Annotated in this window: 24 protein-coding genes; 13 read left to right on the forward strand and 11 right to left on the reverse strand. The window is 66.3% G+C overall.

Annotated features, from left to right (window positions below; genetic code table 11):
- Positions 1-5 precede the first annotated feature (5 nt).
- The 3 genes from lspA to BM013_RS05080 all read right to left on the reverse strand — a co-directional run bounded on the left by lspA (position 6) and on the right by BM013_RS05080 (position 4,542).
- Complete coding sequence (gene lspA, locus BM013_RS05070) at positions 6-518, reverse strand: signal peptidase II (protein WP_093123671.1); 513 nt, start codon at positions 516-518, stop codon at positions 6-8.
- Positions 518-3,376 carry an isoleucine--tRNA ligase gene (ileS, locus tag BM013_RS05075; protein ID WP_093123673.1) on the reverse strand — a complete coding sequence of 953 codons (2,859 nt, stop codon included), beginning with the start codon at positions 3,374-3,376 and terminating at the stop codon, positions 518-520. The genes lspA and ileS overlap by 1 nt, the downstream gene beginning before the upstream one ends.
- 128 nt (positions 3,377-3,504) lie before the next feature.
- Positions 3,505-4,542, reverse strand: coding sequence for a bifunctional riboflavin kinase/FAD synthetase (locus BM013_RS05080; protein ID WP_093123676.1), 1,038 nt, complete (start codon positions 4,540-4,542; stop codon positions 3,505-3,507).
- Between the two features lie 164 nt (positions 4,543-4,706).
- Between BM013_RS05080 and BM013_RS05085 the strand changes: the two genes are divergently transcribed.
- Complete coding sequence (locus BM013_RS05085; protein ID WP_093123678.1) at positions 4,707-5,267, forward strand: HNH endonuclease; 561 nt, start codon at positions 4,707-4,709, stop codon at positions 5,265-5,267.
- A 22-nt stretch (positions 5,268-5,289) separates the two neighbouring features.
- Here the strand turns inward: BM013_RS05085 and BM013_RS05090 are convergent, their stop codons facing one another.
- The 4 genes from BM013_RS05090 to BM013_RS05105 all read right to left on the reverse strand — a co-directional run bounded on the left by BM013_RS05090 (position 5,290) and on the right by BM013_RS05105 (position 9,877).
- The gene (locus BM013_RS05090) at positions 5,290-6,078 is read right to left on the reverse strand and encodes an enoyl-CoA hydratase (RefSeq protein ID WP_093123680.1); all 789 of its coding nucleotides are present in this window, start codon (positions 6,076-6,078) and stop codon (positions 5,290-5,292) included.
- Between the two features lie 32 nt (positions 6,079-6,110).
- The gene (locus tag BM013_RS05095) at positions 6,111-7,481 is read right to left on the reverse strand and encodes an alpha/beta fold hydrolase (RefSeq protein WP_093123683.1); all 1,371 of its coding nucleotides are present in this window, start codon (positions 7,479-7,481) and stop codon (positions 6,111-6,113) included.
- A gap of 86 nt (positions 7,482-7,567) precedes the next feature.
- Complete coding sequence (locus BM013_RS05100) at positions 7,568-8,683, reverse strand: acyl-CoA dehydrogenase family protein (RefSeq protein ID WP_093123686.1); 1,116 nt, start codon at positions 8,681-8,683, stop codon at positions 7,568-7,570.
- A 12-nt stretch (positions 8,684-8,695) separates the two neighbouring features.
- A complete protein-coding gene (locus BM013_RS05105) occupies positions 8,696-9,877 on the reverse strand; it encodes an acyl-CoA dehydrogenase family protein (RefSeq protein WP_093123688.1) in 1,182 nt (393 codons plus the stop codon).
- A gap of 133 nt (positions 9,878-10,010) precedes the next feature.
- On the opposite strand from BM013_RS05105, the gene purN reads away from it, so the two are divergent.
- Together purN and BM013_RS05115 are read left to right on the forward strand one after the other, a co-directional pair.
- The gene (purN, locus tag BM013_RS05110; RefSeq protein WP_093123691.1) at positions 10,011-10,607 is read left to right on the forward strand and encodes a phosphoribosylglycinamide formyltransferase; all 597 of its coding nucleotides are present in this window, start codon (positions 10,011-10,013) and stop codon (positions 10,605-10,607) included.
- Between the two features lie 36 nt (positions 10,608-10,643).
- The gene (locus tag BM013_RS05115; protein WP_093123693.1) at positions 10,644-10,964 is read left to right on the forward strand and encodes an I78 family peptidase inhibitor; all 321 of its coding nucleotides are present in this window, start codon (positions 10,644-10,646) and stop codon (positions 10,962-10,964) included.
- Between the two features lie 72 nt (positions 10,965-11,036).
- Here the strand turns inward: BM013_RS05115 and BM013_RS05120 are convergent, their stop codons facing one another.
- On the reverse strand, positions 11,037-11,270 hold the full coding sequence (locus tag BM013_RS05120; RefSeq protein ID WP_093123696.1) for a DUF1653 domain-containing protein: 234 nt from the start codon (positions 11,268-11,270) through the stop codon (positions 11,037-11,039).
- 52 nt (positions 11,271-11,322) lie between these two features.
- Here BM013_RS05120 and BM013_RS05125 point away from each other — a divergent pair, with 52 nt between their 5' ends.
- The 3 genes from BM013_RS05125 to BM013_RS05135 all read left to right on the forward strand — a co-directional run bounded on the left by BM013_RS05125 (position 11,323) and on the right by BM013_RS05135 (position 15,856).
- Complete coding sequence (locus tag BM013_RS05125) at positions 11,323-13,176, forward strand: M48 family metalloprotease (protein WP_093123698.1); 1,854 nt, start codon at positions 11,323-11,325, stop codon at positions 13,174-13,176.
- Between the two features lie 61 nt (positions 13,177-13,237).
- Complete coding sequence (locus BM013_RS05130; protein WP_093123700.1) at positions 13,238-14,509, forward strand: RsmB/NOP family class I SAM-dependent RNA methyltransferase; 1,272 nt, start codon at positions 13,238-13,240, stop codon at positions 14,507-14,509.
- A gap of 132 nt (positions 14,510-14,641) precedes the next feature.
- Complete coding sequence (locus tag BM013_RS05135; RefSeq protein WP_093123702.1) at positions 14,642-15,856, forward strand: DesA family fatty acid desaturase; 1,215 nt, start codon at positions 14,642-14,644, stop codon at positions 15,854-15,856.
- A 265-nt stretch (positions 15,857-16,121) separates the two neighbouring features.
- Here the strand turns inward: BM013_RS05135 and rpmG are convergent, their stop codons facing one another.
- The 3 genes from rpmG to trxB all read right to left on the reverse strand — a co-directional run bounded on the left by rpmG (position 16,122) and on the right by trxB (position 17,691).
- Entirely contained in the window at positions 16,122-16,295 is a 174-nt protein-coding gene (rpmG, locus tag BM013_RS05140) for a 50S ribosomal protein L33 (RefSeq protein ID WP_007830291.1), read from the reverse strand.
- An 11-nt stretch (positions 16,296-16,306) separates the two neighbouring features.
- On the reverse strand, positions 16,307-16,540 hold the full coding sequence (rpmB, locus tag BM013_RS05145; RefSeq protein ID WP_007830293.1) for a 50S ribosomal protein L28: 234 nt from the start codon (positions 16,538-16,540) through the stop codon (positions 16,307-16,309).
- A gap of 191 nt (positions 16,541-16,731) precedes the next feature.
- A complete protein-coding gene (gene trxB, locus BM013_RS05150) occupies positions 16,732-17,691 on the reverse strand; it encodes a thioredoxin-disulfide reductase (RefSeq protein ID WP_093123704.1) in 960 nt (319 codons plus the stop codon).
- A gap of 180 nt (positions 17,692-17,871) precedes the next feature.
- Between trxB and BM013_RS05155 the strand changes: the two genes are divergently transcribed.
- The 7 genes from BM013_RS05155 (at position 17,872) to BM013_RS05185 (ending at position 26,404) form a co-directional block, all read left to right on the forward strand.
- Positions 17,872-18,546, forward strand: coding sequence for a Crp/Fnr family transcriptional regulator (locus tag BM013_RS05155; protein WP_093123707.1), 675 nt, complete (start codon positions 17,872-17,874; stop codon positions 18,544-18,546).
- A gap of 100 nt (positions 18,547-18,646) precedes the next feature.
- A complete protein-coding gene (locus tag BM013_RS05160) occupies positions 18,647-21,103 on the forward strand; it encodes a DNA translocase FtsK (protein ID WP_093123710.1) in 2,457 nt (818 codons plus the stop codon).
- A 159-nt stretch (positions 21,104-21,262) separates the two neighbouring features.
- Positions 21,263-21,895, forward strand: a complete 633-nt coding sequence (gene lolA, locus BM013_RS05165) for an outer membrane lipoprotein periplasmic chaperone LolA (protein WP_093123712.1) — start codon at positions 21,263-21,265, stop codon at positions 21,893-21,895.
- 22 nt (positions 21,896-21,917) lie between these two features.
- The gene (locus BM013_RS05170; protein ID WP_093123715.1) at positions 21,918-23,210 is read left to right on the forward strand and encodes a replication-associated recombination protein A; all 1,293 of its coding nucleotides are present in this window, start codon (positions 21,918-21,920) and stop codon (positions 23,208-23,210) included.
- Positions 23,211-23,452: 242 nt separating this feature from the next.
- On the forward strand, positions 23,453-24,382 hold the full coding sequence (locus BM013_RS05175) for a branched-chain amino acid ABC transporter permease (protein WP_093123717.1): 930 nt from the start codon (positions 23,453-23,455) through the stop codon (positions 24,380-24,382).
- Between the two features lie 13 nt (positions 24,383-24,395).
- Entirely contained in the window at positions 24,396-25,604 is a 1,209-nt protein-coding gene (locus BM013_RS05180; RefSeq protein ID WP_093123720.1) for a branched-chain amino acid ABC transporter permease, read from the forward strand.
- Between the two features lie 20 nt (positions 25,605-25,624).
- Positions 25,625-26,404: an ABC transporter ATP-binding protein gene (locus BM013_RS05185; protein ID WP_093123723.1), complete on the forward strand. Its 780-nt coding sequence runs from the start codon at positions 25,625-25,627 to the stop codon at positions 26,402-26,404.
- Position 26,405: the final 1 nt, after the last annotated feature.

A 26,405-nucleotide genomic window follows, 5' to 3' on the forward strand; every position in this document is an offset into this window, starting at 1 on the left:
CCGGCTTATTTGCCTCGGCGTACGCGCCGGATCTCGTCCACGATCAGGCAGATCGCGCCCAGCGTGATGGCGCTGTCCGCGGCATTGAACGCCGGGAAGCCCCAGTTGCCCACGTGGAAGAACAGGAAGTCCACGACGTAGCCGTGCATCATCCGGTCGATCACGTTGCCGATGGCGCCGCCCAGGATGCAGGCCATGGAGAACGAGAACAGCTTCTGCCCCGCGTGCGAGCGCAGCATCCACACGATGAAGATCGCGGCCGCCACGCCGATGCCCGTGAAGAGCCAGCGCTGCCAGCCCGAGTGGTCGGCCAGGAACGAGAAGGCCGCGCCCGTGTTGTGCGCGCGCACGACGTTGAAGAAGCTCGTCACGTAGGTCGAGTCGCCGAGCTTGTAGTAGCCCAGGATCAGCGTCTTGGTGAACTGGTCGATGATCAGGATGATCACCGCCAGCCCCAGCCACGGCCAGATGCTGGCACCGCGCGAACGCGAGGCGGACATGGAGCGCGCGGCGGCCATCAGGCAACGCTCCGCGATTCGCCGGCGCCGAACAGGTTGCTGGTGCAGCGGCCGCAGATCGTCGGATGGGCCGCGTCGTGGCCCACGTCGTCGCGGTAGTGCCAGCAGCGTTCGCACTTCTGGGCGGTGCTGGGCGTGACCACCGTCGACAGCGCTTCACCCGCGGCCAGCGCGATCGCCGAGGTGATGAAGACGAACTTCAGGTCGTCGCCCAGCGAGCCGAGCAACGCGAAGTCGTCGGCCGGCGCCGTGACCTGCAGGTTGGCCTGCAGCGACGAGCCGACCTTGCCTTCGGCACGCACGGCTTCGATGTCCTTGTTCACCACGTCGCGGATCTCGCGGATGCGGCCCCACTTGGCGAGCAGCGCCTCGTCGGGCGCGGCGAACTCGCTGTAGGTCTGCGTGAAGATCGACTCGCCCGGCTTGCCCGTGCCCACGAACTTCCAGGCCTCTTCGGCCGTGAAGCTCAGGAACGGCGCCATCCAGCGCAGCATCGCCTGCGAGATGTGCCACAGCGCCGTCTGCGCGCTGCGGCGCGCCAGCGAGCCCGGGGCCGTCGTGTAGAGACGGTCCTTCAGGATGTCGAGGTAGAAGCCGCCCAGGTCTTCCGAGCAGTAGATCTGCAGCTTGGCCACCACCGGGTGGAACTCGTACACCTGGTAGTGCGCGAGGATCTCGGCCTGGAACTGCGCGGCGCGCGCCAGCGCGTAGCGGTCGATCTCGAACAGCTGGTCGAGCGGCACGGCGTCCTTGGCGATGTCGAAGTCGCTCGTGTTCGCCATCAGGAAGCGCAGCGTGTTGCGGATGCGGCGGTACGCATCGACCACGCGCGCCAGGATCTTGTCGTCGCCCGCGATGTCGCCCGAGTAGTCGCTCGCGGCCACCCACAGGCGGATGATTTCCGAGCCCAGCTTGTTGCTGATTTCCTGCGGGTCGATGCCGTTCTTGAGCGACTTGCTCATCTTGATGCCCTTGGCATCCACCGTGAAGCCGTGCGTGAGCAGGCCGCGGTACGGCGCGCGGTCTTCCAGCATGCAGGCGATGAGCAGCGACGAATGGAACCAGCCGCGGTGCTGGTCATGGCCTTCGAGGTACAGGTCGGCCTCGGGGCCGACGTCGTGGTGCACCGTGGGGTGCGTGCCGCGCAGCACGTGATAGAAGGTCGAGCCCGAGTCGAACCACACCTCCAGGATGTCGGTGCTCTTGGTGTAGCTCGGCGCGTCCTCGGCGCCCAGGATCTCTTCGACCGTGACGCGGCTCCAGGCCTCGATGCCGCCCTTCTCGACGATGTCGGCGGCTTGGTCGAGGATTTCCATCGTGCGCGGATGCAGCTCGCCCGAATCCTTGTGCAGGAAGAACGGGATCGGCACGCCCCAGCTGCGCTGGCGGCTGATGCACCAGTCGGGACGCCCGGCGATCATGTCGTGCAGGCGCGCCTTGCCGTTCTCCGGGTAGAAGCTGGTCTGTTCGATGGCGTCGAGCGCGGTCTGGCGCAGCGTCTTGGGGGCCTTGTCCTTGGTGAACACGCCTTCGCCCTCGTCCATGCGAACGAACCACTGCGCCGCGGCGCGGTAGATCACCGGCGTCTTGTGGCGCCAGCAGTGCGGGTAGCTGTGGGTGATGGTCTCGGTGGTCAGCAGGCGGTTGGCGTCGCGCAGCGCGGCGATGACCACCGGCACGGCCTTCCAGATGTTCTGGCCGCCGAACAGCGGGAAGTCGGGCGCGTAGCTGCCGTTGCCCTGCACCGGGTTCAGGATGTCGTCGTACGCCACGCCGTGGGCGATGCAGGAGTTGAAGTCATCCACGCCGTAGGCGGGCGAGGAGTGCACCAGACCCGTGCCGTCGGTGGCGGTGGCGTAGTCGGCCAGGTACACCGGCGACAGGCGCTGGTAGCCCGCGTCGACGTCGTACAGCGGGTGTTCGAATTCGAGGCCGCCTAGCGCCTCGCCCTTGACCGTGGCCAGCACCTTGCCGTCGAGCGCGTAGCGCGTCATGCACATCTCGACCAGCGAGTTGGCCAGGATCAGCAGGCCGCGCTCGGTGTCGACCAGCGAGTACTCGAGCTCGGGGTTCAGGTTGATCGCCTGGTTGGCCGGGATGGTCCACGCGGTGGTGGTCCAGATCACGGCGAAGATGTCGCCCAGGATCGTGTGGTCGGTGCCGAAGGCCTCGAGCACCTTCTCGCGCTCGTGCGCCTTGAAGGCCACGTCGATGGTCTGGCTCTTCTTGTCGGCGTATTCGATTTCGAACTCGGCCAGCGAGGAGCCGCAGTCGAAGCACCAGTACACGGGCTTCAGGCCGCGATACACGAAGCCGCGCTCGATCACGCGCTTGAACGCGCGCAGCTCGCCGGCTTCATTGGCGAAGTCCATCGTCTTGTAGGGGTGGTCCCATTCGCCCAGCACGCCCAGGCGCTGGAAGTCGGCCATCTGCTGGGCGATCTGTTCCGTGGCGTAGGCGCGGCTCTTGGCCTGCATCTCGTCGCGGCTCAGGTTGCGGCCGTACTGCTTTTCGATGGCGTTCTCGATCGGCAGGCCATGGCAGTCCCAGCCGGGCACGTAGAGCGCGTCGAAGCCTTCGAGCTGGCGCGCCTTGGTGATCATGTCCTTCAGGATCTTGTTCACCGCGTGGCCCATGTGGATCTGGCCGTTGGCGTAGGGCGGGCCGTCGTGCAGGATGAACTTGGGCGCGCCGTGGCGGGCGTCGCGCAGGCGGTGGTAGCGGCCTTCGTCGTTCCATTCCTTGACCCAGCCCGGCTCGCGCTTGGGCAGGTCGCCGCGCATCGGGAAGGGGGTGTCGGGCAGGTTCAGCGTGGAACGGTAGTCTTTGGGGGAGGCAGTGGAAGCAGCGTCAGACATGGTGGGGTACGGCGAAACAGGGGGCTCCGACAGGCTCAGCCCGAACTGCGTTGTGAAGCGTGTCGGTGCGGAAGATAAAGCCGTTCGCCCTGAGCTTGTCGAAGGGCGGCAGCACGATGCGTGCAGGGCTAAATTCGATCGCGCGTGGTCTGGCGATGGGTTTCTGCGTGGGTCGATGCAAAGAACGCACGCGCGTCGCGGCCATCCTTCGCGATGCCCGCAGTGAGGGCCTCGAGGCTGGTGTAGCGCAATTCGTCGTGCAGTTTGTGCAGGAGTTCCACGCGCACGATTTTACCGTAGGCCCCTTCGGCGCCCAGATGGGAGGGCCACTCCAGGCAATGGGTTTCGAGCAGCACCCGTCCGCCGTTGACGTCGTTGGCGTCCAGCGAGGGGCGCACGCCCAGGTTCGCCACCCCCGGCAGCGGCTGGTCGGCCAGGCCGTGCACCAGCACCGCGAAGATGCCGCTGGCGGCCGGTTTCCAGTGCTTGAAGCGCAGGTTGAGGGTGCGAAAACCGTCGTCCTGGCCCGGCGCCGAGGCGCCCAGCGCCCGGCCGAGCTTGCGGCCGTGGACCACGTGGCCCGAAATGGTGTACGGCCGGCCCAGCAGGGTGTGGGCGTCGGCCATGCGGCCTTCGGCCAGCGCCTCGCGCACGGCGGAGCTCGAAACCCGCAGCCCGTGTACCTCGTAGCTGTTCATGCGCGCCACGTCGAAGCCGCGGGCATCGCCGGCCGCGTCGAGCATGGCGTAGTCGCCGGCACGCCTGGCGCCGAAGCGGAAGTCGTCGCCCACCAGCACGTAGTGCGCGCCCAGGCCGTCGACCAGCACGTTCTGGATGAATTCCTCGGGCGACTGGGAGGCCAGCCGGCTGTCGAAGGGCAGCACGATGGTCTGCGCCACGCCGCAGGCGGCCAGCTCGCTGAGCTTGTCGCGCAGCGTGCCGATGCGCGCCGGCGCCAGATCGGGCTTCTTGGTGAGCGCGGCGAAATAGTCGCGCGGGTGGGGCTCGAAAGTGAGCACGCAGCTCGGCAGCCCGCGCTGGCGGGCCTCGGTCTGCAGCAGCGCGAGCATGGCCTGGTGGCCACGGTGCACGCCGTCGAAATTGCCAATGGTGAGGGCGCAGGCAGGGGCCACGCCCGGGTGCCGGAAGCCGCGAAAAACCTGCATCGGTGAGTATCTTTTTGATAGCGCCTTTCGCCCGTCAAATGGGCGAATCAGGCCGATTTGTCACAAAGCCGGTATATTGTGACGCAGTGCGTTGACTGAGGTGTGTTTTCGACGCGCTCCGTGTCCCTGGTCTTTCCGTGGTTCTTCCTTTTCAGGAGGCGTGTGTGAAGGTCTTGAAGCTGTCGGCCCAAGGGCTGCCCCAGTCATGGATTTCGCTGGAACAGGCGGTGATCCACTATGCGGCGGACGAAGTTCGCTGGGAGGTGGGCGCGCAGGTGGCCGTGTTCCGTGGCGGCCACAACGCGATCACCGGCGAGCAGTCGCAGATCGCGATCAACAGCATCATCGGCACCAAGGGCGTGCCGCGCATCAACCCCTTCGCCCAGCGCCCCGGCCTGACCAACAGCAAGCTGTTCTCGCGCGACCGCAACGTGTGCGCCTACTGCGGCGGCCATTTCCACGAAGACGAGCTCACCCGCGAGCACATCATTCCCTTTGCCCAGCGCGGCATCGACACCTGGATGAACGTGGTCACGGCCTGCAAGCCCTGCAACCACCGCAAGAGCAGCCGCACACCCGAGCAGGCGAACATGCCGCTGCTGTACGCGCCCTACGTGCCCAGCCTCTGGGAAGATTTCATTCTGCGAAACAGGCGCATCCTGGCCGACCAGATGGAATTCCTGATGGCGCACCTGCCGCAGAGCTCCCGGCTGCACGACAGCTAGCTGGCGGCTTTCAAGGGAAGCTTCAGCGCTTCCAGTGCGGCGGGCGCTTCTCGATGAAGGCCTGGACGCCTTCCAGCGCGCTCTCGTCCATCATGTTGCAGGCCATGGTCTGGCTGGCGTCGGCCAGCGCGGCCTCGATGCCGGTTTCGAGCTGTCGGTAGAACAGCGCCTTGCCCAGCGCCAGCGCCTGGCGCGGCTTGGCGACGATGCTGGCCACCAACGCTTCGACGGCCGCGTCGAGCGCCTCGGGCGCCGCCACCCGGTTCACCAGTCCCTTTTCCTGCGCTTCCCGCGCGCCGATGAATTCGCCGGTCACCAGCATCTCGAAGGCTTCCTTGCGTCCCAGGTTGCGCGACAGCGTGACGCTGGGCGTGGCGCAGAAGAGGCCCACGTTCACGCCGCTGACCGCGAACCGCGCCTCGCTCGAGGCCACCGCCAGGTCGCACACCGCGACCAGCTGGCAGCCCGCCGCGGTCGCGATGCCGTGCACCCGCGCGATCACCGGCACCGGCAGCCGCTGGATCGACAGCATCATCGCGCCGCAGCGCTCGAACAGCTGCCGGTAGTAGCCCAGCGAGGGCTCGGCGCGCATTTCCTTCAGGTCGTGGCCCGCGCAGAAGGCCTTGCCGGCGGCGGCGATGACGACGGCGCGCACCGTATCGTCGGCCGCGACCTGGCCGAGCGCCTGTTCCAGCGCGCCCAGCATGCCTTCGGAGAGCGCGTTGAACGAAGACGGCCGGTTCAGCGTCAGCGTGAGCACGCCGCGGTTGTCGCGCTGCTGCAGCACGAAGGGGGCGCTCGTGTCGTTCATGGCGTGGCCTCGCAGATCAGTAGGTCAGTAGATCAGTAAGTCAGCTCGAGCACCGTCGTGTGCTCGTTCGCGGTGGGCCAGGTCAGGCCGGTGATGCGCTCGCCGTTGAATTCGCCGGTCACCGCGCGCGGCGCACCGCCGCCTTCCAGGCGCAGGCGCGAGGTCGACACGCCCGCCCCCTTGGGCGGCACGCCGGCCGGCGGGCTCTTGCCGTCGAAGCGCATGGTGTCGCGCTGCACGTCGAAGTAGCCGCGCGGCCGCGTGAAGACCACCACCGACGTCGCGCCGTTGTCGGCCGGCACGATGCGCTCGGGCCGCAGGTTCACCAGCTTGCTGCTTCGCGGGAACGGGCTGCGGTAGATGTGCGTGGTGCCGTAGCTGGGCGTGGCCAGCACGAACTCGTAGGCCGCGTCGCCGCGCGCGTTGAACGGCCCCCAGCGGCCGTCCATGCCGATGGCCTTGGTGTGGACGGCGTTGCTCAGCCGCTCGCCGGTGGCGGGGTCGACGGCGTACACCGTGAGCCGCGCGCCGTTCAGCGGCAGGTTTTCCGCGCCGATGGCATGCCCGTCGAGCACCACGGCCGCCTCCGCCTCGACGCCGGTACTGCGCGGCGCCTGGCCCGTCAGGAACTGCCAGGTCGCGGCGAAGGCGGCGGGCGAGAACGAGGTTTCGCGGTGGTCCACGCGCGGCAGCACCACGTTGGTGGCGCCCTTCAGGGCCGGTCCGTCGAAGCCGATGTGGGTCGGCTTGCCGGGCGCGCCGATCCACACGCCGTCGGGCTGGGCGTACTTGTCGTTGTTGTCGGAGCGCAGCGTCAGCCACTTCACGCCCGGCGTGACCTCGTCGCCGTTGGGTCCCTTCGGTGCATTGAGCTGCTGCATGAAGCCCGAGAGGCCCGAGAACTCGTTGTTCTCGCGGAAGGCCTTCACCGCCCAGATGCCGTGCGCGGGGTTGCCGCCCAGCACCACCTGGCTCACCACGGCCGCGCCGCCGCCGTTCTGCACGTAGTTGCGAATGGTGTTGCCGCCGCGCGAATTGCCGATCAGCACGACCTTGCTCGCCCCCGTGGCCTTCAGCACCTTGTCGACCTGGGCCTTCAGGAACACCGCCGATTCGCCTGTCGAGCTGCGTCCGGGCTGGGCCACGGCGTCGTCGTCGCGCGCGAGCGGGTTCGGCTGGTCGAACGCAAAGAGCCGGTCGCGCGGCCAGCCGTTCGACTCGAAGCGCCAGATCGTCGTTTGCCAGAGGGCGGCCGAATCGCCGTTGCCGTGCACGAAGACGATGGGCGGGCGTTCCGCGTAGGACGGCGAGGGGGCTGTGGCGCAGGCGGTCAGCATGGTGGAGGCGGCGATCGCGGAGGTCGTGGCGACCGCCATGGCAAGGAGGGTGCGGCGGGATTGCATGTTTCGTTCCTGGGGAGCGGATTTCCAAGTGAAAACGCCCGCCGGCGCAAGGCGGGCGGGCGTTGGATGCTAGGGGAAAAAGACCGTCAGGCGAAGACGCCCGCGGTGTCCTGCATGCGCGCGGACACCTCACCCAGGTGATGCAGGGTGTCGCCGAAGGTCATTTCCATCTGCGTGAGCTTGCGGAAATAGTGGCTGCCGATGTACTCGTCGGTCACCCCGATGCCGCCATGCAGCTGCACCGAGTTCGCGGCCACGTAGCGCATCGACGTGCCCAGCTGGTACTTGGCGCGCGCCAGCGCCTGTCGGCGCTCGTCGGCCGGGGCGTTGAGCTTGAGCGTGGCGTAGTAGCTCATCGAGCGTGCGAGCTCCAGCTGCATCTTCATGTCGGCGATGCGGTGGCGCAGCGCCTGGAAGCTGGAGATGACCACGCCGAACTGCTTGCGCTGGTTCATGTACTCGACGGTCAGGGCCACGGTCTTGTCCATGACGCCCACCGCTTCGGCGCAGGTGGCGGCAATGCCCACGTCCACCGCGTATTCGAGCGCGGCCAGGCCATCGGCCGTGACGAGCGTGGCGTCGGCCTTGTCGAACACGACCTCGGCCGCGCGGGCGCCGTCCTGCGTGCCGTAGCCGCGGGCTTCCACGCCGCTGGCGCTGCGCTCGACCAGGAACAGGGCGATCTTGCCGTCGAGCTTGGCGGGCACGATGAAGGCGTCGGCTTCGTCGCCCACGGGCACCACGCTCTTGGCACCGGTCAGCGAATGGCCGCTGCCCGACTTCACGGCCGTGGCTTCGCACAGGTCCAGGCGGTAGCGCGCCTTGCGTTCCTGGTAGGCCAGCACCACGATGGCCTGGCCACCGGCGATGCGGGGCAGCCAGGCGTCCTTGACCTCGGTGCCCGCGTAGCCGCTGAGCACCGCGCCGGCAATCAGCGTCTGCGCGAAGGGCTCCAGCACGATGCCGCGGCCGAGTTCTTCCATGACGACCATGCCGGCCACCGGGCCCATGCCCAGGCCGCCGTCGTCTTCGCCGATGTACAGGCCGCCCAGGCCGAGCTCGGCCAGTTCGTCCCACGCCTCGCGCGAGAAGCCGCCCTTGGCCTCGATGCCGCGGCGGCGCTCGAAGTCATAGCCCTTGTCGACCCACTTGCGAACGGCGTCGCGCAGTTGTTCCTGGTCGTCGGAAAAATTGAAATCCATGTGCGTGTCTCCTCAGCCCAGAACCGTCTGCGCGACGATGTTGCGTTGCACTTCGTTCGAACCGCCGTAGATGGTGGTCTTGCGCATGTTGAAGAAGGTCGACGTCAGCGGCGCGAGCGCCGGGTTGCCGCCCGGGAAGTTGCCTTGCCAGCCGGCTTCCATCGCTTCGCGGATCAGCGGCAGCGAGTAGGGGCCGCCGGCCAGCATCATGAGTTCGGCGTAGCGCTGCTGGATCTCGCTGCCGCGGATCTTGAGCAGGCCGGCCACGTCCAGCGAGTTCTTGCCCGAGGTCGCGGCCGACAGCACGCGCAGCACCATCATCTCGAGCGCGACGATGTCGACTTCGAGCTTGGCGATCTCGTCGCGGAAGCGCGGCTCTTCGTACACGCCCTCGGTCTTGGCGATGCGCTTCAGGCGTTCGAGTTCGCGCTTGGCGCGGTTCACGTCGGCGATGTTGGTGCGTTCGTGCGAGAGCAGGTGCTTGGCGTAGGTCCAGCCCTTGTTCTCTTCGCCGATCAGGTTCTCGGCGGGCACCTCGACGTTGTCGAAGAACACCTCGTTCACTTCATGGCCGCCGTCGAGCAGCTTGATCGGGCGAACCGTGACGCCGGGCGACTTCATGTCCAGCAGCAGGAAGCTGATGCCGGTCTGCGGCTTGCCTTCGTTGCTGGTGCGCACGAGGTTGAACATCCAGTCGCCGTACTGGCCGAGCGTGGTCCAAGTCTTCTGGCCGTTGACGATGTACTTGTCGCCCTTGCGCTCGGCCTTGGTCTTCACCGATGCCAGGTCGGAGCCCGAGCCCGGCTCGCTGTAGCCCTGGCTCCACCACACTTCGCCGCTGGCGATGCCGGGCAGGAAACGCTTTTGCTGCTCGGCATTGCCGAAGGCCATGATCACCGGGGCCACCATGACGGGGCCGAACGGGATGATGCGGGGCGCGCCGGCCAGTGCGGTTTCTTCCTCGAACAGGTGGCGCTGGATGGCGGTCCAGCCCGGACCGCCGAATTCCTTAGGCCAGCCGTAGCCCAGCCAGCCCTTCTTGCCGAGGATCTTGGCCCAGCCTTGCAGATCGTCGCGCGTCAGTTCGAGCGCGTTGTGCACCTTGTGCGAAATCTCCTTGGGGAGGTTTTCCTTGACCCAGGCGCGAACTTCTTCGCGGAACTTCTGTTCTTCGGGTGTGAAGCTCAAATCCATGCGTGCCTCGCTGTGTTGATCGGTTCACCGCAGACGCGGTGTGTCTCCGGAGCCGTGAGTTTTAGCACGGTCGTGCTGCGATCGAGTGTCCGCGCCGCGACAACAAGTCGGCCCACGGATAATCCCGCCTCCCATGAAGAACATCGTGATCCTGATCTCCGGCGGCGGCTCCAACATGGCCGCCATCGTGCGCGCGGCCGAGCGCGAGCGCTGGTCCGGCCGCTTCGGCGCGCGCATTGCCGCCGTGGTGAGCAACAAGGCCGAGGCCGGCGGCCTGGCGACGGCCAAGGCGCACGGCATCGCGACGGCCGTGGTTCCGCACAAGGATTTCGCGAGCCGCGAGGCCTTCGACGAGGCGCTCGCGCAGGCGGTCGACGCCCATTCGCCCGCGCTGGTGGTGCTGGCCGGCTTCATGCGGATCCTGACGCCGGGCTTCGTCGGGCGCTACGCGGGGCGCCTGGTGAACATCCATCCCTCGCTGCTGCCCGCGTTTCCGGGGCTGCACACGCACCAGCGCGCCATCGAGGCGGGCTGCAAGGTGGCGGGTGTCACGGTCCACCAGGTGACCACCGAACTCGACCACGGGCCGATCCTGGCGCAGGCCGTGGTGCCCGTGCTGCCCGACGACACGGCCGCCACGCTGGCCGGACGGGTGCTCGCGCAAGAGCATCTGTTGTATCCGCGAGCCATTGAGGGATGGCTTGCAGATACATCGAGTCACAATCATTAAATTTGTTTATATTCGCGGCTTTTCGGGAGTCTTGACGTGAAAACCCAATCGCTGCTGCTGGCCGCCGCTGGCGCTGTCGTCCTTTTGGTCGGCTGCGCCGCTCCGGCGCCCGCGCCCGCCCCGGCGCCCCCCGCGCCGCCGCCGGAACCGGTCTACCAATGCAGCGCCGATGGCGCCCGTTTTGCCGTGGGCCAGTTGCTCACGCCCCAACTGGAAGCCGCCGCCCGCGTGCGCGCAGCCGCCGGCACGGTGCGGGTGCTCAAGCCCGGCGACGCGGCCACGATGGAACTCAACGGCGGGCGCCTGAACCTCGACGTCGACGCCCGCAACCGCGTGACGGACGTCCGCTGCGGTTGACGGCGATCGGGTTGCTATGAAGAACATAGCAACCCACTGAAGCAGGACGGGCGTACGCAGCCCGACTGCCGTCTAGATCGGAGCGAATCTTGGCCGGAGCGCGCCGTCGATCTCGATGGTTTCTCCGAACATGGCGGCCGGCCGGACCCAGAGTCCGTGGGCGCCGTACAGGGCGCGGTACAGCGTCATCGGCTCCAGCGTTTCGCTGTGGCGCACGGTGCCGATCACCTCGTATTCGCCGCCCTTGTAGTGACGGTAGCGGCCGGGTGGTGTTTCGATCAGGGGCGGGAGGTCTTCGTCGTTCAACGGGGGCTTCTTTCTAAAACAGTCGGGGTTGGCTTGATGTGACAGGAGTCGGATGGATCGCGCTGATTTTGTTCACCTGGTTCGACTGAGCGAGCATGCCAGTGCGGACGACAGTGCGCGCTATCGACGCAGCGTGGCGGCTTTTGCCGCGCTCGGCTACCTGTGGGTGCTGGGCTGCCTCGCGCTTGCGGTGGGCCTCATTGTCTGGGTGCTGTCGTCGATCCGTGAGGAGCGTTTCAGCTTCACGCGCGGCTGGCTGCTGCTGTTCGCGGGCGGCCTGCTCTGGGCCACGCTGCGCGCGCTGTGGGTGCGCTTCGACGAGCCCGACGGCGTGGAACTGCAGCGCGACGATGCGCCCGCGCTCTTCGAGGCGCTGGACCGTATCCGCAGCAAGATCAAGGGGCCGCCGGTCCACCACGTCTACCTCGACGACGAATTCAACGCCAGCATCCGCCAGGTGCCGCGCTTCGGGCTGTTCGGCGGCGCCATCAACTCGCTGAGCATCGGCCTGCCGCTGCTGATGATGCTCGACCGGCGGCGGCTGCTGTCGGTGCTGGCGCACGAGTACGGCCACCTGCGCGGCAACCACGGCAGGCTGAGCGCGTGGATCTACCGCACGCGGCTGTCCTGGCTCAAGCTGGACGCCAACCTGCAGCGCAGCGAAGGCGTGATGGCGGTGTTCTCGCAGGCCTTCTTCCGCTGGTACTTTCCGCGCTTTGCCGCCAAGACCTTCGCGCTGGCCCGCCAGGACGAGTACGAGGCCGACCGCATTTCCGGGCGGTTGCTGGGCACCACGGTGGCAGCTGCCGCGCTGACCGAGATCGCCATCAAGGGCAACTGGTACGCCAACGAGTTCTGGCCCTGGCACTGGGCCCGCGCCGAGCACGAGCCGACGCCGCCGGGGCCTTTCGCCGCGTTGCGCAAGCGCGTGCGCACCCCGCCCGACGAAGACTTCGCCCGCCAGGCGCTGCGCGAGGCGATGCGCCGCGTCAGCGACCTGGAGGACACCCACCCGGTGCTGCGCGACCGGCTCGAGGCGCTCAAGCAGAAGGCGGCGCTGCCGGAATGGTCGCAGCGCTCGGCGCTCGAGTTGCTGGCCGACCGGAAGAAGTGGATCGAGTATTTCGATGTTCGCTGGCGCCGCGCGCATGCGGCCGACTGGAAACAGCACCACGCGCACCGCTCGCGCATCCGCGAGCGCATCTCGGTGCTGGCCGCGCGCGGCGAGCGCAACACGCCCGACGAGATGGTCGAGTGGGCCGATTCGGAGCGGCGGCTCGACCCGGCGGCGCCCGTGCGGTTGCGCTACGAAACCGCCCTGCAGATTGCGCCGGAGCACCCGGGTGCGCTGCGCGGGCTGGCCCAGATGCTGCCGTCGAACGACCGCGCAGCGCGGCTCGCCGTGCTCGAGCGCTTGCACAGTTCCGGCGCGGCCAGCCGCTGGTGGGCGGCCAGGAGCGCCGTGGCGTCGCTCGAGGACCCCGACGCCGGACCGCACGAAGAAGAGGCGCTCAAGCTGTGGCGCGGCCGTCTCAAGGAGGCGGAAGAGGCCGAGACGCGCGCCTGGGAGGAGATCACCGGCACGCCGTTCTTCAGCCAGATCTCGCGCCACGACCTGAACGACTACGAGCTGGGCGAGCTGCGGGCCGATCTCGTGCGCTGCCTGCCGGCGTCGCGCGCCTGGCTGGTGCGCAAGAACCTGCGCGAGTTTCCGTGGCGCCGGGCCTACATCGTGTTCGTCGACCTGCCGGGGCTCGACGACGAGGACCGCTGGCAACTGTGCCGCCAGCTGGAGCAGACGCTCACGCTGCCGGGCGCCGCGCTGGTGCTGTGGGCGGGCCATTCGCCCACGCTGGAAGACATCCAGCGGCAGGCTTTCGGCGAGGTCTGGGGCCGCGCCGCATAGGCTTTCGGCTCGGATCGGGCTGGACGGGCGGGACAGGCCGGATGGCTGAGACAATCGGGGGATGCACCCCAAAGCCCTGTTGGAGGCCACCGCCGATCTGGTCGGCCTTGTCCTGAAATTCGATCACCCGGCCGACCAGGTCGTTTCGCGCTTTTTCCGCGACCACCGCGAGTTCGGCCCGCGCGAGCGCGCGACGCTCGCCGAAACCGTCTACACCGTGCTTCGAAAGAAGCTGCTGTTCGACCATCTCTCGCCCTCGGGCTCCGGCTCGAAGGAGCGCCGCATGGCGATCCTGGGCTTCCACGGCCCGCGAGACTTCCTGAAGAGCGCGCTCAACGACACCGAAAAGCGCTGGCTCGACAACTGCGACGCGGTCAAGCCCGACGACCTGCTCGAGCGCCACCGCCACAACCTGCCCGAATGGCTGGTCGCGCCGCTCAAGGCGCAGCTGGGCGACGGTTTCTGGCCGCTGGTCGAAAGCCTGCAGCAGCCGGCGCCGCTCGACCTGCGCGTCAACGCGCTGGGCGACAAACGGGCGGATGTGAAGGCCGAGCTTGCGAAGGCTGCTATCAAATCGGAAGCAACTCCGTTCTCGCCGTGGGGCTTGCGCATCGAAGGCAAGCCGGCGCTGACCAAGCTCGACGCGTTCGTTCGCGGCGCCATCGAGGTGCAGGACGAAGGCTCGCAACTGCTGGCGCTGCTGCTGGACGCCAAGCGCGGCGAAATGGTGGTCGATTTCTGCGCGGGTGCGGGCGGCAAGACGCTCGCCATCGGCGCCACCATGCGCAACACCGGGCGCCTGTATGCGTTCGACACGTCGGCGCACCGGCTCGACGCGCTCAAGCCGCGGCTGGCGCGCAGCAAGCTGTCGAACGTGCACCCGGCCGCGATCGCGCACGAGCGCGACGACCGGATCAAGCGCCTGGCGGGCAAGATCGACCGCGTGCTGGTCGATGCGCCGTGTTCGGGGCTGGGGACGCTGCGGCGCAATCCGGACCTGAAATGGCGCCAATCGGTCAAATCGGTCGAGGAATTGACGGTCAAGCAGACCGCGATCCTGCAAAGCGCTTCCCGGCTGGTGAAATCGGGCGGCCGTCTGGTTTACGCCACGTGCAGCGTGCTGCCCGAGGAAAACGAGGCCATCGCCGAGGCTTTCAGTGCCGCCAACCCGGATTTCGAGCCCCTGGATGCCGCCGAACTGCTCCAGGGCCTGAAAGTCGAGGGTTTCGAGGCGCTGTGCGCGGGCGGGGAGGGCGGCAGGCGCTATCTGCGGCTGTGGCCCCACCGTCACTCGACCGACGGTTTCTTTGCCGCGGTGTGGAACCGCAAATAGAGGCGGGACTCCAAACTAGGGTTAATCTGTGATTTTCTTGAAGGTTTAAAGGGCCTCATTTAGGCCCACCGCTTTAAAATCGCGGGTTATCTGAAGGCTGCACCTTCGTGTGGCCATGGAGTACCTGACTCAATGTTGCTTCCTGACTCCGCCGTTCTGAATGCGGCCATCGAATGGCTCGGACACGGCCTGTGGGACCTTGCATGGTGGCAAGTCGTGCTGTACACGCTCGTCACCACGCACATCACGATTGCCGCGGTCACCATCTTCCTGCACCGGACACAAACGCACCGGGCCATGGATCTGGGCCCGATTCCATCGCATTTCTTCCGCTTCTGGCTGTGGCTGGGCACCGGCATGGTGACCAAGGAATGGGTTGCCATTCACCGCAAGCACCACGCCAAGTGCGAAACCGTCGACGACCCGCACAGCCCGCAGGTCAAGGGCATCGACGAAGTGCTCTGGCGCGGCGCCGAGCTGTATCGCGCCGAGTCGAAGAACAAGGAAACGATGGAGCGCTACGGTCACGGCACGCCCGATGACTGGATCGAGCGCAACCTCTACACGCGCTACAGCTGGCAAGGCGTGGGCCTGATGCTGGTGATCAACCTGGCGCTGTTCGGCACGCTCGGCATGGCCGTGTGGGCGGTGCAGATGCTCTGGATCCCCATCACCGCCGCCGGCATCATCAACGGCATCGGCCACTACTGGGGCTACCGCAATTTCGAGGCGCAGGACGCCAGCCGCAACATCATGCCCTGGGGCCTGATCATCGGCGGCGAAGAGCTGCACAACAACCACCACACCTACCCGACTTCGGCCAAGTTCTCGGTCAAGAAGTACGAGTTCGACATCGGCTGGGTCTACATCCAGGTGTTCCAGAAGCTCGGTTGGGCCAAGGTCAAGAAGGTGCCGCCGAAGATGCTGATGGGCGACATCCAGCCCGTGGCCAACGAGAAGACGCTCGAGGCCGTCATCGCCAACCGCTATGAAGTCATGGCCGGCTATGCGCGCGAAATGCGCCGCGCCACCAGCATGGAACTCGATGCGCTGAAGACCAAGGGTGCCGACCTGTCGGCGCTCAAGGCCGCCAAGCGCTGGCTGCACCGCGACGACGACAAGGTGCCTGCGTCGGCTCGCACGCACGTCGTGCAAGCCCGTGCCGCTCACCCGGTTCTCGACAAGATGGTCACGATGCGCGAAGAGCTGCGTCAGCTGTGGCTGAACACCTCGCAATCGCGCGAGCAACTGGCAGCCGATCTGGCGGCCTGGTGCCACCGTGCGGAGGCCAGCGGCATCGCCGGCCTGCGTGACTTCTCGACCCGCCTGCGCGCCGCTCGCGCCTGACGCGTCTCACGCTCATCAAAAAGCCGGCCTGAGGGCCGGCTTTTTTGTGCCTGTCACTTGTGCTGGCTTCAGCCCTATTGACGCTGTTTGCCGTTGGCTGCTGGCTGCTGGCTGCTGGCTGCTGGCTGCTGGCAGGTAGCAGGTAGCGGGTAGCAGGTAGCAGGTAGCAGGTAGCAGGTAGCAGGTAGCAGGGCACAAATCAACAGGCAACAAAAAACCCGCTGGGTAAGCAGCGGGTTTCTTGTTTGGGAAAACCAGGGCTGAATTACTTCAGCTTGATTTCCTTGTATTCGACGTGCTTGCGCGCCTTCGGGTCGAACTTCATGATCGACATCTTTTCAGGCATCGTCTTCTTGTTCTTGCTGGTCGTGTAGAAGTGGCCGGTACCCGCGGTGGATTCCAGCTTGATCTTTTCGCGTCCGCCTTTGCTCGTTGCCATGATTCAGCTCCTTAAGCTTGGCCGCGTGCGCGCAGGTCTGCGAGCACGGCGTCGATACCGTTCTTGTCGATCAGGCGCAGGGCAGCGCTCGAAACGCGCAGGCGAACCCAGCGGTTTTCAGTTTCGACCCAGAAACGGCGGTATTGCAGGTTCGGCAGGAACCGGCGCTTGGTTTTGTTGTTGGCGTGGGAAACGTTGTTTCCGACCATCGGGCCTTTGCCCGTTACGTCGCATACGCGTGCCATGAGGACACTCTTTCTTGAACAGCTGGCACCGCTTGCAACCGGAAAGTCGCAGGGTGTTTTGCAGCTTGACCTCGCCAGAAAACGGGTGGCGGTATCCCGGCTTCGCCGTAGCCTGTCCTTCGTTGAAGGGTGGCCCTATTTCGGCAAAGCCTCGGATTATAGCCCTTTCGGGCGCCGCCGTGCGTTTGCGTTTACAGCGTGCCGTCCTGTTCCAGGAAGCGTTGCGCGTCCAGGGCGGCCATGCAGCCTGTGCCGGCGCTGGTGATGGCCTGGCGGTACACGTTGTCCTGCACGTCGCCGGCGGCGAAGACGCCCGGAATGCTGGTCATCGTGGCGAAGCCCTGCAAGCCGGAACGGGTCAGGATGTAGTTGTCCTTCATTTCCACCTGGCCTTGGAAGATGTCCGTGTTCGGGTGGTGCCCGATGGCGATGAAACAACCCTTGAGGTCGATCTGCTCGGTGGCGCCGGTCTGCGTGCTCTTGATGCGGATGCCCGTCACGCCCGTGTCGTCGCCCAGCACCTGGTCGAGTTCGTTGTGCAGCTTCAGCACGATCTTGCCTTCGGCCACCTTCTCCATCACCTTGTCGATCAGGATGGGCTCGGCGCGGAACTTGTCGCGGCGGTGCACCAGCGTGACCTTGTTCGCGATGTTGGCGAGGTACAGCGCTTCCTCGACGGCCGTGTTGCCGCCGCCGATCACGCAGACTTCCTGTTCGCGGTAGAAGAAGCCGTCGCAGGTGGCACACGCCGAGACGCCGCGGCCCATGAACTTTTCCTCGGAATCGAGGCCCAGATACTTGGCCGATGCGCCGGTCGCGATGATCAGCGAATCGCAGGTGTACGTTCCGCTGTCGCCGGTCAGGGTGAACGGGCGCTTGCTCAGGTCGACCTTGTTGATGTGGTCGAAAACGATCTGCGTCTTGAAGCGTTCGGCGTGCTCCAGGAAGCGCTGCATCAGCTCCGGACCCTGCACGCCGTGGACGTCGGCGGGCCAGTTGTCGACCTCGGTGGTGGTCATCAATTGGCCGCCTTGGGCGATGCCGGTGATGAGCAATGGCTTCAGGTTTGCGCGGGCTGCGTAGACGGCCGCGGTGTAGCCGGCGGGGCCGGAGCCGAGAATCAGAACCTTGGCGTGTTGGGGAGCGGACATGAGTAGAAAACCTAGGATATACGCTGCGGCAGCGTGTACATTTTCAGGGTGGTAGCGATATATGTGGAGTATCACTGCCCGGTTCAACACCGGGTAAACGGTGTTTTCAATGCGCGCGATTGTAGTAATCCATCGGCTCGTCTCTTGGGCTGCTCCGCGCGCTGTCTCAGGGATTCATAAATGTCGATGCTGTCCAACCTCGAATTGCTTCGGCGCGTTCCATTGTTCGCGTCGCTGACGGCCACGCAGTCCGCCAGCATCGCGGACGCGATCATCAAGAAGCGCTTCAAGCGAGCGGAAGTCGTCGTGGAGCAGGGCAAGAAGTCCGACGCGCTCTACATCATCCTGACCGGCCGGGCGCGCGTCACCAGCGCCGACAGCCGCGGCCGCGAGGTCATCCTCGCCACGCTGCACCCCGGCGACTACCTGGGCGAGATGAGCCTGATCGACGACGAGCCGCATTCGGCCACCGTGCGTACCGAAATCCAGTGCGACGTGCTCATGCTGGGTCGCGACGCCTTCGCGCGCTGCCTGCCCGAGAACTCCTCCATGGCGTACAACATCATGCGCGGCCTGGTGCAGCGCCTGCGCCACGCCGACCGCAAGATCGAGTCGCTGGCGCTGATGGACGTGTACGGCCGTGTCGCCCGCTCGCTGCTCGAGTTCGCCATCGAGGACGGCGCCGGCAACCTCAAGGTGCGCGACAAGATCTCCCGCCAGGACCTGGCCAAGATGGTCGGCGCCTCGCGCGAAATGGTGAGCCGCGTGATGAAGGACCTCGAGGAGCGCGGCTTCGTCCAGACCCAGGAAGACGGGTCGATGATCGTCAAGGAACGGCTCCTGTCGCTGGCTTGAGCCTTTCGGGCCGGGCCCGCCGTTGCCGGCGGCCCTGGCCTTTTGTTGTAGTGTTCGTGCTTCCGGCCCCTGTTTTCCTGGGCCGGTTGCCGTGTTTTTCATGACCTATTCGCTCAATACGCTTCAATCTTCTTCTGCCGCCGAGGGCCAACCCGTGCGCGTTCGCGCCATGCGCTTCGCCCACGAAATCACACTGATCGCAGGATTTGCAGCGCTGTTGTTCTGGCTGCTGGCCATGCTGAGCTTCACGCCTTCCGACGCCGCCTGGTCGACGTCGGGCACCGGAGGCGAAATCAAGAACTGGGGCGGCCGCATCGGCGCCTGGCTGGCCGACGGCAGCTATTTCGTCGCCGGTTACTCTGTCTGGTGGTGCCTTGCCGCCGGGCTGCGCGCCTGGCTTTCGTCCCTCGCCAACTGGCTGCGCGGCGGCGAGCCGGCCCCCGCCGCCGAGCAACAACCCCCGCGCGGGCGCTTCAACCGCAGCCGCCTGGCCTTCTGGTTCGGCCTGATCCTGCTCCTGTGCGCCAGCGCCGTGCTCGAATGGTCGCGCCTGTACCGCCTCGAATCGCACCTGCCGGGCTCCGGCGGCGGCGTGCTGGGTTCCATGGTCGGTCCGTCCAGCGTCCGCTGGATGGGTTTCACCGGCTCGGCGCTGATGGCCATCGCTGGCGGCGTGATCGGCTCGGCACTGGTCTTCCGGTTCTCCTGGAGCCAGATTGCCGAGCGCATCGGCTCGCGTGCCTATTCGCTGTTCGAGTCGCGCCGCGAAAAGCGCGAGATGGCCGCCGACATCGCCATGGGCAAGCAGGCCGCCCGTGAGCGCGCCGGCGACGAAGAGCCCGTGCCCATGACCGCGCCGCGTGCGAAGAAAACGCGCGCCCCCAAGGAGGCCGCATTCGGCGACTCGAGTCCGCAGGAGCCGAGCTTCGACGACGACGAAGACATTCCCATCGATCCGGCACCGAAGCGCCGCGTCCCTTCGCCGCCGGTGCAGATCGAGCCCGCGATGACCGAGGTGCCCCGCAGCGATCGCGTCGTCAAGGAGCGCCAGAAGCCGCTCTTCAAGGAGCTGCCCGACAGCAAGCTGCCGCAGGTCGACCTGCTCGACGCCGCGCAGGCGCGCCAGGAAACCGTTTCTTCCGACACGCTCGAGATGACCTCGCGCATGATCGAGAAGAAGCTCAAGGACTTCGGCGTCGAGGTGCGCGTGGTGCTCGCCTCGCCCGGCCCCGTCATCACGCGCTACGAAATCGAGCCCGCCACCGGCGTCAAGGGCTCGCAGATCCTGGGCCTCGCCAAGGACCTGGCACGGTCGCTCTCGCTGGTGTCGATCCGCGTGGTCGAGACCATTCCGGGCAAGAACTACATGGCGCTCGAGTTGCCGAACGCCAAGCGCCAGTCGATCAAGCTCAGCGAAATCCTGGGCTCGCAGGTCTACAACGAAGGCAAGTCGATGCTCACCATGGGCCTCGGCAAGGACATCATCGGCAACCCGGTGGTGGCCGACCTTGCGAAGATGCCGCACGTGCTGGTGGCCGGTACCACCGGCTCGGGCAAGTCGGTGGGCATCAACGCGATGATTCTTTCGCTGCTCTACAAGGCCGAGGCACGCGACGTTCGCCTGCTCATGATCGACCCGAAGATGCTCGAAATGTCGGTCTACGAAGGCATTCCGCACCTGCTGGCGCCCGTGGTCACCGACATGCGCCAGGCCGCGCACGGCCTGAACTGGTGCGTGGCCGAGATGGAGCGCCGCTACAAGCTCATGAGCAAGCTCGGCGTGCGCAACCTGGCCGGCTACAACACCAAGATCGACGAAGCCAAGGCGCGCGAGGAGTTCATCTACAACCCCTTCAGCCTCACGCCGGACGATCCGGAACCGCTGAAGCGCGAACCGCACATCGTCGTGGTCATCGACGAGCTGGCCGACCTGATGATGGTCGTCGGCAAGAAGATCGAAGAGCTCATCGCCCGCCTCGCGCAGAAGGCGCGCGCCGCCGGCATCCACCTGATCCTGGCCACGCAGCGCCCCAGCGTCGACGTGATCACCGGCCTGATCAAGGCCAACATCCCGACCCGCATCGCGTTCCAGGTGTCCAGCAAGATCGACAGCCGCACCATCCTCGACCAGATGGGCGCCGAGGCGCTGCTCGGCATGGGCGACATGCTCTACATGCCCAGCGGCACGGGCCTGCCGATTCGCGTGCACGGCGCCTTCGTGAGCGACGAGGAAGTGCACCGCGTGGTGGCCTATCTGAAGAGCCAGGGCGAGCCCGACTACATCGAGGGCGTGCTCGAAGGCGGCACGGTCGATGGCGACGGTGACGGCGACCTGCTCGGCGGCGGCGATGCCGAGAAGGACCCGATGTACGACCAGGCGGTCGAAGTCGTGCTCAAGAACCGCAAGGCCAGCATCTCGCTGGTGCAGCGCCACCTGAAGATCGGCTACAACCGCGCGGCGCGCCTGGTCGAAGACATGGAAAAGGCCGGCCTGGTGAGTGCCATGAGCGGCAGCGGCCAGCGCGAAATCCTGGTGCCGGCACGCGCGGCGGAGTAATTCGCCGCACTTTCGGTTTCCAGTTACGTGCTGAAAGGCAATTTGCAAAAGCGCACGGCGGAATTGCAAATCTTCATCAAGGCCTACACCTGTCGCAATTCGCGGCAGTTAGGGTGAAGCCCTGTGCCACAGCTGTCACAGCTATTCGAGGAATCCAAATTGAAATTGCGTCATTGGCTGTTGATCGGCCTCCTGAGTTCCGCCAACGCGTGGGCCGGCGGCCTTGAAAGCCTTGAAACCTTCGTGAAGACCGTGAAGTCCGGCCGCGCCGATTTCACCCAGACCGTGACCGCGCCGGCGCGCGAAGGGCAACCCGGGCGCACCAAGACGTCGACCGGCACCTTCGAATTCCAGCGTCCCGGCAAGTTCAAGTTCGACTACCAGAAGCCCTTCGCGCAAAGCATCGTGGCCGACGGCAAGACGCTGTGGCTGTACGACGCCGACCTGAACCAGGTCACGCAGCGCACGCAGGCGCAGGCGCTGGGCTCCACGCCCGCCGCACTGATTGCCGCGGCGCCCGATCTGCGCGCCCTGCAGGCCGATTTCACGCTGGAAGCCGCACCGGAGCGCGATGGGCTGCAGTGGGTCAAGGCCACGCCGAAGAACAAGGACGGCCAGCTGCAGAGCGTGCAGGTCGGCTTTCAGGGCGAGGCACTGGCGGCGCTCGAGATTCTCGACAGCTTCGGCCAACGCTCGGTGCTCAAGTTCAGCAAGGTGGAAGTGAACCCGTCGCTGCCAGCCAGCGTGTTCGACTTCAAGGCGCCAGCGGGTGCCGACGTCGTCAAGCAATAAGCAAGACGAGCGCCTTACCGGTTTGGCCACCACCGCCCATCAGCCCCTCGCCGAACGCCTGCGTCCCAAGACGCTCGGCGAAGTGATCGGCCAGCAGCACCTGCTGGGCCCCGGCATGCCGCTGCGCATCGCCTTCGAGTCGGGCCAGCCGCACTCGTGCATCCTCTGGGGCCCGCCGGGCACCGGCAAGACCACCATCGCACGGCTGATGGCCGATGCCTTCGACGCCCAGTTCCTCAGCATCAGCGCGGTGCTCGGCGGCGTGAAGGACATCCGCGAGGCGGTCGACCGCGCCACATCGGCGCGCGACGGGCTCGAGCAGCAGCGCACCATCGTCTTCGTGGACGAGGTGCACCGCTTCAACAAGAGCCAGCAGGACGCGTTCCTGCCGCACGTGGAGTCGGGCCTCTTCACCTTCATCGGCGCGACCACCGAGAACCCGTCGTTCGAAGTCAACTCGGCCTTGCTGTCGCGTGCCGCCGTGTACGTGCTGCAGTCGCTCAACGAGGAAGACCTCAAGCAGATCGTCGCGCGCGCACAGGCCATCCAGGCGGTGCCGGCCATCGAGGCCGCCGCGGTCGACCGCCTCGTGGCCTACGCCGACGGCGACGCGCGCCGGCTGCTCAACACGCTCGAGACCCTCGCCGTCGCGGCGCGCGCCGAGAAGCTCGACCACATCGCCGACGAGTGGCTGCTGCGTGTGCTCGGCGAGCGCATGCGCCGCTACGACAAGGGCGGCGAGCAGTTCTACGACACCATCAGCGCGCTGCACAAGTCGGTGCGCGGCAGCGACCCCGACGCCGCGCTCTACTGGTTCGTGCGCATGCTCGACGGCGGTGCCGACCCGCGCTACATGGCGCGGCGCCTGGTGCGCATGGCGAGCGAAGACATCGGCCTGGCCGACCCGCGCGCGCTGCGCCTCGCGCTCGACGCGGCCGAGGTCTACGAACGACTGGGTACCCCCGAAGGGGAATTGGCACTGGCCGAATGCGTGGTCTACCTTGCGATCGCGCCCAAGTCGAACGCGGTCTACAAGGCCTACAACGCGGTGCGCGCGCTGATCAAGAAGGACAGCACGCGCCCGGTGCCGATGCACCTGCGCAATGCACCGACCAAGCTCATGAAAGAGCTCGACTACGGCAAGGGCTACCGCTACGCGCACGATGAGGAGGGCGGTTTCGCCGCCGGCGAGCGCTACCTTCCCGACGGCCTGGAAGGCCAGGTTTTCTACGAACCCGTGGACCGCGGACTCGAAATTCGCATCGGCGAAAAGCTGCGCGAACTGCGCCGGCTGAACGCGCAAGGCAACGACTGATACTGTCTTGCAACATGCCCGCGAAGTGTGCATGACCCCACGCGCATACAGCATGAGGTGAGCGGGTAAACCCCGGTCAACACGCACCAAATCAGCGCTGGGGCGTGACTACAATCCCGCCCACAAATCCGCCGGCGACACATGTTGGCTGGTTTTTTGCTTGTCATGCCAAGGGCGCCAAACCGGTGCCTCGGTGGGTGAATGGCACCCCGCAAACGGTGCAACACATAGGGAAACGCGATATGGACATTTTGCTGCAGCAGATCATCAACGGTCTGGTACTCGGCAGCATGTATGCCTTGATAGCCTTGGGCTACACCATGGTGTACGGCATCATCAATCTGATCAACTTTGCACACGGAGAGGTGTTGATGGTGGGGGCTCTGACGAGCTGGACCATCATCGGACTCATGAAGGACGGCATGCCCAACACACCGGGCTGGCTGGTCCTCCTCATTGCGTTGATCATCGCCTGCGTCGTCGCGGCAACCCTGAATTTCGTGATCGAGAAAGTGGCCTACCGGCCGCTGCGCAACAGCCCCAAGCTCGCTCCGCTGATCACGGCCATCGGCATGTCGATCCTGCTGCAGACGCTGGCCATGATCATCTGGAAGCCCACCAACAAGGCCTACCCCAACCTGCTGCCCACCGACCCCATCCACGTGGGCGGCGCGGTCATCTCGCCCACCCAGGTCATGATCCTGAGCGTCACGGCGTTCTCGCTCGTGGTGCTGATGTGGCTGGTCAACTACACCAAGCTCGGCCGCGCGATGCGCGCCACCGCGGAGAATCCGCGCGTCGCCGCGCTCATGGGCATCCGCCCCGACATGGTCATCTCGGCCACCTTCATCATCGGCGCCGTGCTCGCGGCCATCGCCGGCGTGATGTACGCGTCGAACTACGGCATCGCGCAACACGCGATGGGCTTCCTGCCCGGCCTGAAGGCCTTCACCGCGGCCGTGTTCGGCGGCATCGGCAACCTTGCGGGAGCGGTCGTCGGCGGCATCCTGCTGGGCCTCATCGAAGCCATCGGCTCCGGCTACATCGGCACCATCACCGGTGGCGTGCTGGGCAGCAACTACAGCGACATCTTCGCGTTCATCGTGCTGATCGTCATGCTCACCCTGCGTCCGTCGGGCCTGCTCGGCGAACGCGTGGCGGACCGTGCGTAAGGAGCAGCGGATCATGAAGAACAGCAAGAACCTCGCTCTCTACGTCATCGGCATCATCGCCGTGCTCGCGCTGCCCCTGCTGCTGCAGATGCAGGGCAACGCATGGGTGCGCATTGCCGACATCGCACTGCTCTATGTGCTGCTGGCCCTGGGCCTGAACATCGTGGTCGGCTATGCCGGCCTGCTCGACCTGGGCTACGTGGCCTTCTTCGCGGTGGGGGCCTACCTCTTCGCGCTCATGGGTTCGTCGCACCTGACCGAGACCTTCCCGTGGTTCGCGCAGATGTTCCCGAACGGCCTGCACACCTCGCTGCTGATCGTGATTCCGCTGGCGCTGGTGGTGGCCGGTTGCCTGGGCGTGCTGCTCGGCGCGCCCACGCTCAAGCTGCGCGGCGACTACCTGGCCATCGTGACGCTGGGCTTCGGCGAAATCATCCGCGTGTTCCTGAACAACCTGGACCAGCCCGTCAACATCACCAACGGCCCGAAGGGCATCACGGCCATCGACTCCGTCAAGTTCTGGGGCCTCGACCTCGGCAAGGCATGGAAGTTCGACGGCTTCTCGATCTCCTCGGTGTCGCTGTACTACTACCTGTTCCTGGCGCTCGTGATCGCCACCGTGATCATCTCGCACCGCCTGCAGGTCTCGCGCATCGGCCGCGCCTGGATGGCCATCCGCGAAGACGAGATCGCCGCCAAGGCCATGGGCATCAACACCCGCAACATGAAGCTGCTGGCCTTCGGCATGGGTGCCAGCTTCGGCGGCGTGTCGGGCGCGATGTTCGCCGCCTTCCAGGGCTTCGTGTCGCCCGAGTCCTTCAGCCTGATGGAGTCGGTGATGATCGTCGCGATGGTCGTGCTCGGCGGCATCGGCCACCTGCCCGGCGTCATCCTGGGCGCCGTGCTGCTGGCCGCGCTGCCGGAAGTGCTGCGCTACGTGGCCGGCCCGCTGCAGTCGCTCACCGGCGGCCGCCTCGACGCCTCCATCCTGCGCCAGCTGTTCATCGCGCTGGCCATGATCATCATCATGCTGGTGCGTCCGCGCGGCCTGTGGCCTTCGCCGGAGCACGGCAAGACGCTCACCAGGAAGGGCGGCGTGCCCGTCGACCCGGCCCACGCGGCCGTGGCGCCGGGCTCGCTGCAGACGCATGCGCCGGGCATCGACACGCCCGCCGACGAGTTGCCCGGTGCCGCTTCGCGCCCCATGTCGATCAATCCGTGAACGCCGAAGGAAAAATCAACATGACGACGACAACGGACACCATCCTCGACGTTCGCGGCATCTCCAAGCGCTTCGGCGGCTTGCAGGCGCTGTCGGACGTGGGCATCACCATCAAGCGCGGCCAGGTCTACGGCCTGATCGGCCCCAACGGCGCTGGCAAGACCACGTTCTTCAATGTGATCACCGGCCTGTACACGCCCGACAGCGGTACCTTCGAGCTCGCGGGCAAGCCCTACCAGCCGACGGCCGTGCACGAAGTGGCCAAGGCCGGCATTGCGCGCACCTTCCAGAACATCCGCCTGTTCGCCGAAATGACGGCGCTGGAGAACGTGATGGTCGGGCGCCACATCCGCACCAGCTCGGGCGTGTTCGGCGCCATGCTGCGCACCGGCAGCTTCAAGGCCGAGGAGAAGGCCATTGCCGACCGCGCGCACGAACTGCTCGACTACGTGGGCATCGGCAAGTTCGCCGACTACAAGGCGCGCACGCTGTCGTACGGCGACCAGCGCCGCCTGGAGATCGCCCGTGCGCTGGCCACCGACCCGCAGCTCATCGCGCTCGACGAGCCCGCCGCGGGCATGAACCTGACCGAGAAGGTCGCGCTGCGCGAGCTGATCGACCGCATCCGCCGCGACAACCGCACCATCCTGATCATCGAGCACGACGTGAAGCTGATCATGGGCCTGTGCGACCGCGTCACCGTGCTGGACTACGGCAAGCAGATTGCCGAAGGAACGCCCGCGGACGTGCAGAAGAACGAGAAGGTGATCGAGGCTTACCTCGGCACCGGAGGCCACTGAG

This window comes from Variovorax sp. OK605 (genome assembly GCF_900115445.1).
GTDB lineage: Bacteria > Pseudomonadota > Gammaproteobacteria > Burkholderiales > Burkholderiaceae_C > Variovorax.

Coding starts and splice junctions, on each gene's coding strand:
- lspA (WP_093123671.1), bottom strand. CDS start 518: ATGGCCGCCGCGCGCTCCATGTCCGCCTCGCGTTCGCGCGGTGCCAGC.
- ileS (WP_093123673.1), bottom strand. CDS start 3,376: ATGTCTGACGCTGCTTCCACTGCCTCCCCCAAAGACTACCGTTCCACG.
- BM013_RS05080 (WP_093123676.1), bottom strand. CDS start 4,542: ATGCAGGTTTTTCGCGGCTTCCGGCACCCGGGCGTGGCCCCTGCCTGC.
- BM013_RS05090 (WP_093123680.1), bottom strand. CDS start 6,078: ATGAACGACACGAGCGCCCCCTTCGTGCTGCAGCAGCGCGACAACCGC.
- BM013_RS05095 (WP_093123683.1), bottom strand. CDS start 7,481: ATGCAATCCCGCCGCACCCTCCTTGCCATGGCGGTCGCCACGACCTCC.
- BM013_RS05100 (WP_093123686.1), bottom strand. CDS start 8,683: ATGGATTTCAATTTTTCCGACGACCAGGAACAACTGCGCGACGCCGTT.
- BM013_RS05105 (WP_093123688.1), bottom strand. CDS start 9,877: ATGGATTTGAGCTTCACACCCGAAGAACAGAAGTTCCGCGAAGAAGTT.
- purN (WP_093123691.1), top strand. CDS start 10,011: ATGAAGAACATCGTGATCCTGATCTCCGGCGGCGGCTCCAACATGGCC.
- BM013_RS05125 (WP_093123698.1), top strand. CDS start 11,323: ATGGATCGCGCTGATTTTGTTCACCTGGTTCGACTGAGCGAGCATGCC.
- BM013_RS05130 (WP_093123700.1), top strand. CDS start 13,238: ATGCACCCCAAAGCCCTGTTGGAGGCCACCGCCGATCTGGTCGGCCTT.
- BM013_RS05135 (WP_093123702.1), top strand. CDS start 14,642: ATGTTGCTTCCTGACTCCGCCGTTCTGAATGCGGCCATCGAATGGCTC.
- rpmG (WP_007830291.1), bottom strand. CDS start 16,295: ATGGCAACGAGCAAAGGCGGACGCGAAAAGATCAAGCTGGAATCCACC.
- rpmB (WP_007830293.1), bottom strand. CDS start 16,540: ATGGCACGCGTATGCGACGTAACGGGCAAAGGCCCGATGGTCGGAAAC.
- trxB (WP_093123704.1), bottom strand. CDS start 17,691: ATGTCCGCTCCCCAACACGCCAAGGTTCTGATTCTCGGCTCCGGCCCC.
- BM013_RS05155 (WP_093123707.1), top strand. CDS start 17,872: ATGTCGATGCTGTCCAACCTCGAATTGCTTCGGCGCGTTCCATTGTTC.
- BM013_RS05160 (WP_093123710.1), top strand. CDS start 18,647: ATGACCTATTCGCTCAATACGCTTCAATCTTCTTCTGCCGCCGAGGGC.
- BM013_RS05175 (WP_093123717.1), top strand. CDS start 23,453: ATGGACATTTTGCTGCAGCAGATCATCAACGGTCTGGTACTCGGCAGC.
- BM013_RS05180 (WP_093123720.1), top strand. CDS start 24,396: ATGAAGAACAGCAAGAACCTCGCTCTCTACGTCATCGGCATCATCGCC.
- BM013_RS05185 (WP_093123723.1), top strand. CDS start 25,625: ATGACGACGACAACGGACACCATCCTCGACGTTCGCGGCATCTCCAAG.